Below are 14227 nucleotides of genomic sequence, written 5' to 3'. Positions count from 1 at the left end.
CAGGGAATCCCGGTGAGGTATCCACCACCACGCCCGCTTCATGCGCGCGACGAACGAGGCCCCCGGCTGGACCTCGCAGTTCCGCGAGCTGATCGGGTCCATCGATGCCGATCTGGACGATGCAAGCGGTCGCGCCGATCTGCTCGATCCCGATGACTACCGGCCCTCGCAGATTTTCGGCGCCGAACGGCGCGCGGCAGGGTCGAACGGGATCACCTGGCCCAGCGTCCGCTACCCCCGCGGGAATTGCATCGCGGTGTTCTGGCCTGATGTGATCCCGATCCCGACGCAGGGCAGGCATTTTGCGTATCACTGGAACGGGACGACCGTGGATTACGTCAAGCGACTGGAGGACGGCGAGGTCTGGCAGGTGTCGTAACACCGTTGCAACTTCAGTCGAAGCGCGCCGACGATCGAGCCTCAAAACGTACTGCACCCCCCGCCAACACGTGCTATCACTATGGCAAGAATGGCTCGAACAAGAGCAAATCAAGCTATCTAAGTGGGGCGACAATGGCTGCGGAGTCAAGCATTGAGCAAGATTTCATATTGAAACTACAGAAATTAAAGTATGAATATCGTAGCGATATTCGTGATATAAAAGGCTTGAAGGAGAACTTTCGAGAGCACTTCAATCAATTGAATCGTGTCTCCTTAACGGACACTGAGTTTTCACGGCTATTGGAGAAAATCATTACTCCTGATGTATACACCGCAGCTCGATTTCTAAGGGAAAAAAATACCTTGGAACGAGACGACGGAACACCACTAGACTATACATTAGTCAATACCAAAGACTGGTGCAAAAACCATTTTGAGGTTATCAATCAACTTCGCATAAACACTGAAAATAGCCATCATCGGTATGACGCGATTCTTTTAATTAATGGCGTTCCGGTGGTACAAATTGAACTTAAAAAGCTCACGATCAGTCCGCGTCGTGCGATGCAGCAGATCGTCGATTACAAAAATGATCCTGGGAATGGCTATGGGAAAACTTTGCTGTGCTTTCTCCAGCTGTTTGTTGTCAGCAACCGTAGCGATACCTGGTATTTTGCGAACAACAATAGCCGCCATTTCAGCTTCAACGCGGATGAACGCTTTCTGCCGCTCTATCAGTACGCCAGTGAAGATAATAGGAAGATCACGCACCTCGATCAGTTTGCCGAGAAATTCTTGGCGAAATGCACTCTGGGGCAGATGATCAGCCGATACATGGTTTTGGTCGCGAGTGAGCAAAAGCTCCTGATGATGCGCCCGTACCAAATCTACGCCGTCAAGGCGATTGTCGATTGCATCCAGCAGAACTGCGGAAACGGGTACATCTGGCACACGACCGGCAGTGGTAAGACTCTGACGTCGTTCAAGGCATCGACGCTCTTGAAGGACAATCCCGATATTGAGAAATGTTTGTTCGTGGTGGACCGAAAAGACCTCGACCGGCAGACGCGCGAGGAGTTCAACCGCTTTCAAGAGGGCTGTGTTGAGGAAAACACCAACACGGAGACCCTTGTCCGTCGGCTGCTCTCCGACGACATCGCGGACAAAGTGATCGTAACGACAATCCAGAAGCTGGGCCTGGCTCTGGATGGTACGAACAAGAAGAACTACAATGAGCGCCTCGCACCCCTCAGCGACAAACGCGTCGTCTTCATTTTTGACGAGTGCCATCGCTCCCAATTTGGTGAAAATCATCGCGCGATCAAAGAGTTCTTCCCCAATGCTCAACTCTTTGGTTTCACCGGAACGCCAATTTTCGATGAAAACGCGTCGTATCAGCAGATAGACGGCGAACAGGCCTCCTATGTCACGACCGATGACATTTTTCAGCAACAGCTGCACGCCTACACGATCACCCACGCCATTGAAGATCGGAACGTCCTTCGCTTCCACGTCGACTACTTCAAGCCAGATGGGAAGGGCGCGAAGGCAGCTGGTGACACGGTGCAGAAGCGCAAGGTCGTGGAAACGATCCTTGAAAAGCATGACGCGGTAACGGCGAACCGGCGCTTCAACGCGGTTCTGGCTACAGCCTCGATCAATGACGCCATCGAGTACCACGAATTGTTCAAGGCCATCCAGGCGGAACGCCTAGCCGCTGATCCCGATTTCGTGCCGCTGAACGTCGCTGCCGTGTTCTCGCCTCCTGCGGAGGGCAGCAAGGACGTCAAGCAGTTGCAAGAAGACCTGCCCCAAGAAAAGGCCGACAACGCTGTCGAGCCGAATAAGAAGAAGGAAGCGTTGAAGGCCATCATCGCGGATTACAACGGCCAATTCGGGGCCAATCACAGCATCAACGAATTCGACCTGTATTATCAGGATGTTCAGAAGCGGATCAAAGACCAGCAGTTTCCGAACCAGGACTTGGCCCACAAGCACAAGATCGACATCACCATTGTCGTCGATATGCTGCTCACGGGCTTTGACTCGAAGTATTTGAACACCCTTTACGTCGACAAAAACCTTAAGCACCACAATCTGATCCAGGCCTTCTCGCGTACCAACCGCGTGCTGAATGACACAAAGCCATACGGCAACATCCTTGATTTCCGCCAGCAACAAGACGCCGTTAACAAAGCCATCACAATGTTTTCAGGCGAATCCAGCAGGCCGCCCAAGGAAATCTGGCTGGCCGATACCGCGCCGGTTGCCATCGACAAGCTGAAGACGGCGGTGAAGACCCTTGATGACTTCATGCAGTCGCAGGGCCTGACCTGTGCGCCGGAGGAGGTTGCCAACCTCAAGGGCGATGCGGCGCGTAGCCAGTTCATCAACCTCTTCAAAGAGGTCCAGCGGCTGAACACCCAGATCGACCAATACACCGACCTGTCGCCTGAGGACAAAGCGACCATCGAAGAGGTCATGCCCAAGGAACACCTTCAGGGCTTCCGGGGCGTCTATCTGGACACCGCGCAGCGTCTGAAGGGCCAGCAGGACAAGGGGGCGGACAAGACCCCCGAGGATGTCGATCAGCTCGACTTCGAATTCGTGCTCTTCGCTTCGGCAGTGATTGACTATGACTACATCATGGGCCTGATCGCCGACTATTCGCAGCAGCAGCCGGGCAAGCAGAAGATGACGCGCGCGCAGCTGATCGGGCTGATCCAGTCGGATGCTAAATTCCTCGATGACCGCGAAGAGATCGCCGCTTACATCGACACGCTGACCGTGGGCGAAGGCCTGAACGAAAAGGCAATCCGCGACGGGTTCGAGAAGTTCAGGGCCGAGAAGAACGCCAAGGCGCTGGCGGCCATCGCGGACAAGCACGCGCTGGATGTCGCCGCCTTGCAGACGTTTGTCGATGCCATCCTGCGGCGGATGATCTTTGACGGTGAGGCGCTGAGCGACCTTCTGGCCCCGCTAGATCTAGGCTGGAAAGCGCGGACACAGAAAGAACTGGCCTTGATGGAAGACCTGATCCCACTGTTGCAGAAGCGCGCCCACGGGCGTGAGATTGCCGGTCTTGGGGCGTATGAGCAATGAGTCGAGCTGATGAAATGAACGGGAACGATCAACCTCACCTCAGACCAAAAGTCCGGTTTCCAGAGTTCGGGGAAGATGGCGCTTGGCACACCAAGACCATCGGCGAGATTTCTGAACCCATCAAAGAAAAGGTTGCGGAACACAAAATCACGCCCGTCAGTATCACCGCTGGCGTCGGGTTTGTGCCGCAAGCCGACAAGTTCGGGCGTGATATTTCCGGCGAGCAATACAAGAACTACACTTACCTGCGGCGAGGTGATTTCGCCTATAACAAGGGGAACTCAAAAAGTTTTCCGCAAGGCTATGTATGCCAGCTTCATGAATTCGACGAGGTTGCGGCGTCCAGTGCGTTCATATGCTTCAAACTCAAAGACGGCTATGAACCCACGTTTCTCAAGGGACTGTTTGACCGGAACACGCACGGTCGGCAGTTGGCGGCGCACATCACCAGTGGGGCACGCAGCAACGGTTTGCTCAACCTGAACGCTGGCCAATTCTACGGCGTCCAGCTTCCATTCCCGCCCCAATTTGAGGAGCAGGAGCGGATCGCCGAATGCCTCGCCACGATTAACGCCCTGATCGAGGCGGAAACCGAAAAGCTCGACGCGCTCAAGGACCACAAGCAAGGGCTGATGCAGCAGCTTTTCCCCGCCGCGGGCGAGACCGCTCCCAAGGTGCGCTTTTCGGAATTCGAAAACGCTGGAAACTGGCGATTTCGCCCCCTCGAAGAGCTTCTCTATGTCCGCCCTGACTATGGAATCAACGCTTCGTCGATACCTTATGAAGATGGTCTGCCAATCTTTCTCCGAATTACTGACATTTCGGAAGATGGTCAGTTTATCGAAAGCGGGAAAGTCTCTGTGGCCGCATCAATATCTGACGACAGCTACTTGCAGGTAGGGGATATTGTACTCGCGCGGACAGGTGCGAGCGTCGGAAAGTCATATGCCTATCGTGAAGAGGATGGCACGATGGTCCATGCTGGCTATCTCATCCGCATAAGGCCTAATTCAGAATCCGTGGATCACTCGTATTTGACCCACTTCCTAAGCTCACCGGACTATTGGACTTGGGTAGCAGAAGTTTCAGGCAGGGGAGCTCAGCCAGGAATTAACAGCACCCAGATTTCCGAACTCCTTGTTCCGCTTCCCCCAATGGGTGACGATCAGTTCCCACTGGCTGAGCAGCAAAAAATTGCACAAACGCTGTCAAGTATAGCTGATTTGGTGAGGGCGCAGGCTGAGGAAATTGGAGCACTGCTAAATCACAAACTGGGCTTGCTGCAACAGCTCTTCCCCGTCCTCGATGAGGTGGACGGATGACAAACAAGCCCAAGCTCTATGAGTACAAATCCATCGACAAGCTCGTCACCCGCATTCGGGACGATCTGAATGATCACAGCTTCGTCCTGCTCTTTGCATATAACGGCACGGGCAAGACCCGTCTGTCGATGGCCTTCAAGGATATGGCCAAGAAAAAAGGCGAGCGCGACACGCTCTATTTCAACGCCTTCACCGAAGACCTGTTTGTCTGGGACAACGATCTGGACGGCGACGAAAACCGCTATCTTATCATCAACAGCGCCTCCGCCTTCTTCGAGGATTTCCAGTCGCTCGACCTGGAAGAGCGGATTTTCAGCTTTCTCGAACGCTATGCCAGCTTCAACTTTCGGATCGACTATGAAAACTGGCGCGTGATTTTCTACCGCGATGCGACCGAGAACATCAAGGTTTCGCGCGGCGAGCAGAACATCTTCATCTGGTGCGTCTTTCTGGCGATCTGTCAGCTCGTCCTCGACAATCACGAAGCTTATAAGTGGGTGAAGCACATCTATGTCGATGATCCGATCTCGTCCCTCGACGACAACAACGCGATTGCTGTCGCCAGTGATCTGGCCCAGTTGCTGAGGTCCGGGAAGGACCGGGCGAAAGCGGTGGTATCGACCCACCACAGCCTGTTCTTCAACGTCATGTGGAACGAGATGAAGAGGGTCAAACACAAGGCTTATTTCTACCACCGGCCCCAGGGGGTCGAGCTGCATACCCTGCGCGGCACCGACGAGACACCGTTCTTCCACCATGTCGCCATGCTGAGCGAATTGCAGATGGCCGTCGAAAGCGACCAGCTCTACACGCACCATTTCAACATGATGCGCAGCATCCTTGAGAAAACCGCCACGTTCTTCGGATACAAGGATTTCTCGGCCTGCATCCACGGGATCGACGACGAAGCCCTTTACTCACGCGCCCTGAACCTGCTGAGCCACGGCAAGTACTCGATCTATGAGCCGCGCGAAATGGTGGGCGATAACAAAGACCTGTTCAAAGACATCTTCAAGGCGTTCCTCGAACGATATCGCTTCGAGCTGCCGGAGATCATCAAGCAGAAAGAGCCAGCCCAATGACCGATCAAGAACAGCAAGAATTGGGCAAGACCCTCTGGAGCATTGCCAACACCCTGCGCGGCGCGATGAACGCGGACGATTTCCGCGATTATATGCTGTCCTTCCTCTTCCTACGCTACCTGTCCGACAACTACGAGGCAGCCGCAGAGCGCGAGCTTGGGCGCGACTATCCTGGGTTGGAGAAGGATGATCGCCGCACGCCTCTGGCCGTCTGGTACGAACAGAATGAAGGCGACGTGGCAGCCTTCGAAGCGCTGATGCGCCGCAAGACCCACTATGTAATCAAGCCTGAGCACCTTTGGGCCAGTATCGCGGAAATGGCGCGGGTGGGGCACAATGATCTACTGACCACGCTGAAGGCTGGCTTCAAGTTCATCGAGAACGAGTCATTCTCCAGCACCTTCGACGGGCTGTTCTCCGAGATCAATCTGGACTCGGAAAAGCTGGGCAAGGGATACACCGAGCGCAACACCAAGCTGTGCAGCATCATCAAGGAGATAGCCAAAGGGCTGGTCGGGTTCTCGACCGACAACGACACCTTGGGCGATGCCTATGAATACCTGATCGGCGAATTCGCTGCCGGGTCGGGCAAGAAGGCCGGCGAATTTTACACGCCCCAGCAGGTCTCCAGCATCCTGTCAGAAATCGTTGCCCTCGACAGCCAGGACCCCGCGCTTGGCAAGAAGGATCACATCGACAGTGTGTTCGACTTCGCTTGCGGCTCGGGGTCCCTTTTGTTGAACGTGCGTAACCAACTCGGGCCACGCGGCATTGGCAAAATCTACGGCCAAGAACGGAACATCACGACCTACAACCTAGCCCGGATGAACATGCTGCTTCACGGGGTCAAGGATACCGAGTTCGAGATTTTCCATGGCGACACGCTGACAAATGACTGGGATATGCTAAGGGAAGCGAACCCCGCCAAGATGCCGCGCTTCGATGCCGTGGTAGCAAATCCGCCGTTTAGCTATCGCTGGGACCCCTCAGAGGCCCTGGGTGAGGATGCACGGTTCAAGAACTATGGCCTCGCACCAAAGTCCGCCGCCGATTTTGCGTTTCTCCTTCATGGCTTTCACTACCTGAAAGACGAAGGCACCATGGCGATCATCCTGCCGCATGGCGTTTTGTTCAGAGGCGGGGCAGAGGAACGGATCAGGACCAAACTCCTGAAGGACGGCCATATCGACACAGTCATCGGTTTGCCTGCAAACCTGTTCTTTTCGACAGGTATCCCCGTCTGCATTCTGGTGCTGAAGAAGTGCAAGAAATTCGACGATGTCTTGTTCATCAATGCCACGGGGCCGGATCGGTTCAAGAAGGGCAAGCGCCAGAACCAACTGTCACCTGAGCACATCCGAGATATTGTTGAAACTTATCAGTTCCGGAAGGAAGAAGACCGCTACTCTCGGCGGGTTGAAATGGATGAGATCGCTGAAAAAGGCTTCAATCTGAATATCGCCCGGTATGTCAGTATTGCCGAAGCTGAAAAAGACATCGACCTTATTCAGACAAGTACTCGATTGAGAGAAATAGAAGGGAAAATCACCACGGCTAAGAACCAGCACAACAAGTTTCTAACCGAACTTGGCTTGCCAATACTTCCTTGAAGTTGCCGCATGGCGGTGCAAGGTGACGCTGCAGGATTTTTAAGATGGGCAAATTCAGGTTACCAGCCAGGATGTGACATCTAGCCTATAGCCCCCCCCGGCATGGTTCCTCCCGGGCGCGATCTGTATACGGGGGGGCTGAGCGCGCAAGTTTTCCAGCGTCTGGCCTTTTCATCGGGGAATCCACTTGGAATCCACCCCGTTGGCCGTGCCGAAAATTCTGACTCAATATCAGAAGCTTACGGGTCCACACCGCTGGCTAAGGTGGATTCCGGCTGGAATCCAAGGAATCCACCCAGCGGAATCCAGTGGCCACCAAAGCCACTTCGGAAAGCCACCGGCACCGCGCCTTGCCGGAAGGCATTGATTCCAGGCCGAAAAATGGTTTGACTTTTCTAGCCCCCTTGACCTATCCCTTGATCATCGAAGAGTTGCGCCCGGAGGATATTCCTCTCGGGCGTTTTGCATTTTCCCTCCCCATATCCCGAGCCCTGCCCCATGGACCTCGTCTTTGCGCCGAGCCAGATCGAGACTTGGCCGATCGACCGGCTACGCCCCTATGCCCGCAATGCCAAGATGCATGGCGACGACCAAGTGGCAAAGATCGCCGCCAGCATGGCCAAGTTCGGCTGGACCGTGCCCTGCATGGTGGCCGACGATGGCGAATTGATCGCAGGCCATGGCCGGGTGCTGGCCGCGACCATGCTCGGGCTGACCGAGGTGCCGGTGATCCGGCTCAGCCATCTCGACGAGGCAGAACGCCGGGCCTACCGCATCGCCGACAACAAGCTGACCGAGCTGGGCGAATGGGACGAGGCGATGTTGCGCGACGAGATCGCGGGACTGCTGGCCGAGGATTTCGACCTGACGTTGCTTGGCATCAGCGACGATGATCTCGATGCGCTGTTGCGGGATCCCGAGGCGCTGGGCGGCGATGGCCCGGTCGAGGGCGAGGACGATGTTCCAGAGCTGCCGGTTACGCCGGTATCGGTGCCGGGCGACCTCTGGCAGCTGGGGTCGCACCGTCTGATTTGCGGCGACAGCACCTCGGCCGATGTGGTCGGACGGCTTCTGGGCGATGTCCGCCCGCTGTTGATGGTCACAGACCCGCCCTATGGCGTGGAGTACGACCCGTCCTGGCGCAACCAGGCGGGTACGGCCAAGACCAAACGCACAGGAAAGGTTCTGAACGACGACCGCGCCGACTGGCGCGAGGCATGGGCGCTGTTTCCCAGCGATGTGGCCTATGTCTGGCATGGCGCGCTGCACGCTGCGACCGTGGCCGACATCTGGTGGCCGCGGGCTTCGCGATCCGGTCACAGATCATCTGGGCCAAGGACCGGCTGGTGCTCAGCCGTGGCGATTATCACTGGCAGCACGAACCCTGCTGGTATGCCGTGCGCGCCAAGGGCAAGGGCCATTGGGCGGGCGACCGCAAGCAGACCACGCTGTGGCAGATCGCCAATCGCGATCAGGACGCGGACACCGTGCACGGCACGCAGAAACCTGTCGAATGCATGCGGCGGCCGATCCTGAACAACTCGAGCCTCGGCCAGGCGGTGTTTGAACCCTTCATGGGATCCGGTACAACGCTGATCGCGGCCGAAACCACCGGCCGGGTCTGCCTCGGCGTCGAGTTGAACCCGGCCTATGTCGATGTCGCCATCGAGCGCTGGCAGTCCTTCACCGGTCAAGAGGCCGTGCTGGCTGAGACCGGCGAGACTTTCACCGCTCTGAAATCCAAACGGCTGGCAGCATGACGACGCATCTGCGCCCGAGCCAGATCGCGTTCTGGCCGCTGGATCGCCTCAAGCCCTATGCGCGCAATGCCAAGACCCATGACGCCAACCAGGTGGCAAGGATCGCCGCCAGCATGGCCGAGTTCGGCTGGACCGTTCCCTGCCTCGTCGCGGCCGACGGCGAGCTGATCGCAGGCCATGGCCGCGTCCTGGCCGCAGCCCAGCTCGGGCTCGCCGAGGCACCGGTCATCGTGCTGGACCATCTGACCGAGGCACAGCGGCGGGCCTATCGGATCGCCGACAACCGGCTGACCGAACTGGGGGGATGGGATGACGCCCTGCTCGTCGAGGAGCTGCGGGGTCTGCTGGCTGAGGATTTTGACCTCGGGCTGATCGGCATCCCCGAGGATGAGCTCGACGCCCTGCTCAACGATGCCGATGACAATCGCGCGCCGATTGACAATGAAACTGCCGATGCAATCCCCGAGCCCCCGGCGGAACCGATCACAACGCCCGGCGACATCTGGGCGCTGGGCGACCATCGCCTGATCTGCGGCGATGCGACCGACCCGGTCGTGGTGGCGAGGCTGATGGACGGGGCGCAGGCGTCGCGGATGTTCACATCCCCACCCTATGCCCAGCAGCGCAACTATGGCGCAGCGAAGGAAAAGGTTGGGGATTGGGATGCGCTGATGCAGGGCGTGTTCGCCGCGGCGCCCGTCATTGCCGATGTCCAACTGCTGGTGAACCTCGGCCTTGTCCATCGTGACAGCGAGTGGATCCCGTATTGGGACGGCTGGCTCAACTGGATGCGCGCGCAGGGCTGGCGGCGCTTCGGCTGGTATGTCTGGGACCAGGGGCCCGGCCTGCCCTGCGACTGGAACGGGCGGCTTGCGCCGTCGCATGAGTTCATCTTCCATTTCAATCGCGCGCCCCGCAAACCTCACAAGACCGTCCCGTCCAAGCACGCGGGCGAAACCCTCGGCGGCGGTGGTCTGCGCGGGGCGGACGGCACGGTCCATCGCAAGACCGGTTTCGGCAACGCGATCCAGAGCCACCGCATCCCCGACAGCGTTTTCCGGATCATGCGCCACAAGGGCGGGCTGGGTGCGGCCGGATCGCACCCGGCCGTGTTCCCTGTGGCGCTGGTCGAGGCGGTGCTGGAGGCCTTCACCGATCCCGGCGATCTTATTTTTGAGCCGTTTTGTGGCTCTGGCACCCAGCTGATCGCTGCGGAACGCACCGGGCGGCGCTGTTTCGCAGTGGAACTGGACCCCGTCTATTGCGACGTCGCCGTGCGGCGATGGGAGTTGGCGACGGGGCGGATTGCCAACCGCATCGTCAAGGAGGAGGAAGCGCAGAAGCCCCCGCGTCGGTCGAGGAAACGCGCATGACGCAGTCGCGCCGCATGTCGCTGCTCGAGGCCATCACCAATGTCGTCGTGGGCTACGCGCTGGCGGTCGTCACGCAGATCGTGGTGTTCCCATGGTTCGGCCTGCACCCCAGCATTCGTGACAATCTTGCGCTGAGCGCAGTATTCGTGGGGATGTCCTTGGTGCGCAGCTATGCGCTGCGCAGGCTGTTCGAGGCGGTCAGCAAGCGGTAACCTGTGGCTCATATGTATTACCGAGCAAACAGTCGCTCCAGAGAACGACACCTTGACGCACGACACCTCTCGTGTTTGCTTTCTCGCAGCCTTTTCTGACCGCATGATCTGCTAGTGGGGTCCATTGGGAAATTGAAAGCATGAAAAATGCGACGGACGCAGAGTTATTCGACGATTTAGTTGCTAAAGAACTGGGCCACTATGTGTATGCGCTTTTTGATCCGACAACTGGCCACCCGTTCTATGTGGGCAAGGGAGGCGGTCGGGCAGGACTCGGAAATCGTCGGATTTTCGACCATTTCGATGAGGCGCGCAGAAACCAAGGCAAAGAACGAAAAAAGATAGCCAAGATTCAACAGATATGGGAAACATCTGGCGATGTTCCGTGGAAGATCGTCCGCTCTGGCCTCGAAAATGACAACGAGGCGCTTCTAGTTGAGGGCGCACTGATTGATATGCTACGCGAAATGCGCGTTCCATTGACGAACAAGCAATCAGGCCATGGATCAGCCGAGAGCGGGATGAAATCGCGCACAGAATTGCGCGCTTGGTGTGCGCCCAATCTCGATCTTTCAAGCTTACCATCTTTTCTGATGAAGCGGCCAATTTTCGTTTTCAATATTAACAAAGGTGTAGCCGCTCGGCGCCAAAGGTATCCCGATGACGATCCAAACCTTTATATAGAAGCCACCTGCCAGTTTTGGAATGTTTCAGCCGCATATCGTGCTCTTGAAGATGCAATAGCTATCGGCTGCATAAATGGAATCAGCAGAACCGCGGTAATGATCGACAAGTGGAACCAAGAATCTGAAACAAGATGGGAGATCGTTCCACGCAGATCCTTGGATGGGACACAGGATCTGAGCCCACTCATCTATAAGAATGTCTCAGCAATCGTTGATCATTGCAAAGGATTTTGGCAGCGCGGCAACTTCTTGGTCATTCGCATCGATGACAATGCCAATATCACGGTGCTTCGGGGTAGTCCTCAGCGGACGATTTCGCTTACTCCGAAAACTAGATGACTGCGGATCACAAGGCCGGAGCTGAAGCGGCGCCTTCAGAACAAAAAACTAGGCGACCGTCTGCTCAGGACTCTTTTCACCGTCACCCCATCCGATACACCGACCCGCGCCCTTGCTCTTTTTGGGTCGTGATCTGAAGCCCCAGCTTCTTCTTGAGCCCGCCCGAGATCAGGCCTCGCGCTGAATGCGCCAACCAGCCCGTCGCCGCGACGATTTCAGCGATGGACGCCCCCTCGGGCCGCTGCAGCAGCGCGATGACCTGCGCCTGCTTGGTACCCGCGCGGATGGCGACGGGTTTCGGCGTATCGCTGGCCGCCACGGGCTCGATCCCGATGGCCGCCAGCCCGGCTTCCGTGGCGATCAGCGTCGTGCCGTGACCATCACCGGTCTCGCGCCAGAGCGGCTCGCCGCGGCGCATGTCGGCATCGACCTCTTCGAGCCAGCCGTTGGTGATCATGCGATTGACGGCCACCTTGGCCGCCGCGCCGTGCAGCCCCTCGGGCAGCGGCATGGCCAGATGGCCGGGACGGGTGGCCGCGCGGCTGAGGATGATGGTCTGGGTGTCGGTGAGTTTGGGCATCTGCGCCTCCTGTCGTGATGAGGATTGCGGGGTTGCGTCAGTCGCTTTCAGCCATGTTTGCCGCGATGGCGAAATGCTGCACCCAGCCCGTCAGATATGGCAGGCCTTCGGGGATGCCCTCGTCGCGCTCAAGCTGGCGGCTGATGCGCCAGTCCTGCCAGCGGCGGATCGCTGACTTGATCGCGGTCTCGCTGTCGATCTTGCAGCCCACCATGTTGCCGACGACATCATCGGCGAAATGGCGCCCCATGCGGCTGTCCAGAAAGTCGCGGATGCCGATCATGTCTTCCTCGGTGGTGGCGCGGATGGCCTTGGCGATCAGGGTCGAGGCCAGCGCCCAGACCTCCACGCTGCGCCGGTCGCGTTCCGGGCAGGTGGTCAGGGTGCCGAAAAATCCGTGATCAGTGTTGCGGCTGGGCAGGATGGCAGGCGTGTGTTGATTGTCACTGAGAACTGACCCGGCAACCGCCAAAATTGTCACTGAGAATTGACCCATGTGCAACCTTGCTCCGGCTTGAACCAGCTGGGAGCATATGGAGTGATCGACATGGGATTTTTGAAGGTTATCAGGACATGGGCGCTGCGAGACAAGATGCCCATTCGCGAGATCGCACGGCGCACGGGCATATCGCGTAACACGATCAAGAAGTATCTGCGGGAGGGGATTGTCGAGCCTGCGTTTCAGACGCCGGATCGTCCCAGCAAGCTTGACCCATATGCCACGCAGCTGGCGGCATGGCTGACGACTGATCAGCGCAAGTCACGCAAGGAACGCCGAACGGCGAAACTGATGCACGCCGATCTGGTGAAGCTGGGATATGACGGTTCCTACGAGCGTGTTGCGGCCTTCGTTCGTGAATGGAAAGGCGAGCGCCAGCGCGCGTATCACACGACGGATCGGGGAACTTTCGTGCCGCTGGTGTTCGCACCAGGCGAGGCGTTCCAGTTCGATTGGAGCGAAGATTGGGCCTATGTCGGTGGCGAGCGGATCAAGCTGCAAGTGGCGCATATCAAGCTCTCGCACAGCCGCGCGTTTCTGGTTCGGGCCTATCTGCTGCAAACGCATGAGATGCTGTTCGATGCTCATTGGCATGCCTTTCGCGTCTTCGAAGGCGTCCCGGGGCGCGGGATCTACGACAGTGAGGCTTGGCCGCCATGGGTCCGAGGGTTGCCCATTGAGGCGCCATCGGTTCGAGCCCGATGGGCGACGCCGAACGAAGACCGCCGTCGACAAGGTCGGACTTGGCAAGAAGCGCGATGTAAATGCGCGGTTCACGGCAATGACCAGCCATTATGTCTTCGATCCCGAATTTTGTAATCCCGCCGCGGGGTGGGACTGCGCCAGTGTGGCGCCACCGGTTCAAGCCCGCTGGCGCAGGGACAGGTCGAGAAGAATGTCCGCGACGCGCGCCATCACGCCAGAGGCGTGCTTCCAGCACGACGCATGTGGCAGCTGATGCCGGCCTTTCCGGATCTGGATGCGCTGAATGCTTGGCTGGAAGAGCGCTGCAAGCTGCTGTGGGCAGAGACAGCCCATGGCAGGTTGCCTGGAAGCATCGCCGATGTGTGGGAGGCCGAGAAGCCTGCGCTGATGGCGCTCCCCACAATGTTCGATGGCTTTGTCGAGGAACGAAAGCGCGTCTCGCCGACCTGCCTGATCAACTTTGACCGCACGCGTTATTCGGTGCCTGCCAGCTTTGCGAACCGTCCTGTGAGCCTGCGCATTTACCCTGAGCGGCTGGTGGTTGTGGCCGAGGGCCACGTGATTTGCACGCATGAG

General features: G+C 57.7%; 10 protein-coding genes and 2 pseudogenes. 10 read left to right on the top strand and 2 right to left on the bottom strand.

The window, feature by feature from the left end; genetic code table 11:
- Window positions 1-19: 19 nt before the first annotated feature.
- From BG455_RS11775 to BG455_RS11735, 9 genes and pseudogenes are all read left to right on the top strand, one after another.
- Window positions 20-379: an RES family NAD+ phosphorylase gene (locus BG455_RS11775; protein WP_281243912.1), complete on the top strand. Its 360-nt coding sequence runs from the start codon at window positions 20-22 to the stop codon at window positions 377-379.
- 134 nt (window positions 380-513) lie between these two features.
- Window positions 514-3483, top strand: coding sequence for a type I restriction endonuclease subunit R (locus tag BG455_RS11770; RefSeq protein WP_071470207.1), 2970 nt, complete (start codon window positions 514-516; stop codon window positions 3481-3483).
- Window positions 3480-4805 carry a restriction endonuclease subunit S gene (locus BG455_RS11765; RefSeq protein WP_071470206.1) on the top strand — a complete coding sequence of 442 codons (1326 nt, stop codon included), beginning with the start codon at window positions 3480-3482 and terminating at the stop codon, window positions 4803-4805. The genes BG455_RS11770 and BG455_RS11765 overlap by 4 nt, the downstream gene beginning before the upstream one ends.
- Window positions 4802-5887 carry an AAA family ATPase gene (locus BG455_RS11760; protein WP_071470205.1) on the top strand — a complete coding sequence of 362 codons (1086 nt, stop codon included), beginning with the start codon at window positions 4802-4804 and terminating at the stop codon, window positions 5885-5887. Before BG455_RS11765 ends, BG455_RS11760 begins: the two co-directional genes overlap by 4 nt.
- Window positions 5884-7497, top strand: coding sequence for a type I restriction-modification system subunit M (locus BG455_RS11755; RefSeq protein ID WP_071470204.1), 1614 nt, complete (start codon window positions 5884-5886; stop codon window positions 7495-7497). The genes BG455_RS11760 and BG455_RS11755 overlap by 4 nt, the downstream gene beginning before the upstream one ends.
- 498 nt (window positions 7498-7995) lie before the next feature.
- A pseudogene (locus BG455_RS11750) lies at window positions 7996-9257 on the top strand (site-specific DNA-methyltransferase).
- A complete protein-coding gene (locus tag BG455_RS11745; protein WP_071470203.1) occupies window positions 9254-10630 on the top strand; it encodes a site-specific DNA-methyltransferase in 1377 nt (458 codons plus the stop codon). The pseudogene BG455_RS11750 and the gene BG455_RS11745 overlap by 4 nt, the downstream one beginning before the upstream one ends.
- A complete protein-coding gene (locus BG455_RS11740; RefSeq protein WP_071470202.1) occupies window positions 10627-10842 on the top strand; it encodes a DUF7220 family protein in 216 nt (71 codons plus the stop codon). The genes BG455_RS11745 and BG455_RS11740 overlap by 4 nt, the downstream gene beginning before the upstream one ends.
- A 140-nt stretch (window positions 10843-10982) precedes the next feature.
- The gene (locus tag BG455_RS11735) at window positions 10983-11867 is read left to right on the top strand and encodes a GIY-YIG nuclease family protein (protein WP_071470201.1); all 885 of its coding nucleotides are present in this window, start codon (window positions 10983-10985) and stop codon (window positions 11865-11867) included.
- A gap of 82 nt (window positions 11868-11949) precedes the next feature.
- Here the strand turns inward: BG455_RS11735 and BG455_RS11730 are convergent, their stop codons facing one another.
- Both BG455_RS11730 and BG455_RS11725 read right to left on the bottom strand, forming a co-directional pair.
- A complete protein-coding gene (locus BG455_RS11730) occupies window positions 11950-12447 on the bottom strand; it encodes a DUF3489 domain-containing protein (protein ID WP_071470200.1) in 498 nt (165 codons plus the stop codon).
- A gap of 37 nt (window positions 12448-12484) precedes the next feature.
- Window positions 12485-12943: a hypothetical protein gene (locus BG455_RS11725; RefSeq protein ID WP_245735540.1), complete on the bottom strand. Its 459-nt coding sequence runs from the start codon at window positions 12941-12943 to the stop codon at window positions 12485-12487.
- Between the two features lie 51 nt (window positions 12944-12994).
- Between BG455_RS11725 and istA the strand changes: the two are divergent.
- Window positions 12995-14227 (top strand): annotated as a pseudogene (istA, locus tag BG455_RS11720) (IS21 family transposase); the annotation flags it as partial.

Source organism: Roseinatronobacter thiooxidans, assembly GCF_001870675.1.
In the GTDB taxonomy this organism is placed as follows: domain Bacteria; phylum Pseudomonadota; class Alphaproteobacteria; order Rhodobacterales; family Rhodobacteraceae; genus Roseinatronobacter; species Roseinatronobacter thiooxidans.
Note: the sequence above shows the minus strand (reverse complement) of the source record. Positions and strands in the feature narration are given on the sequence as shown.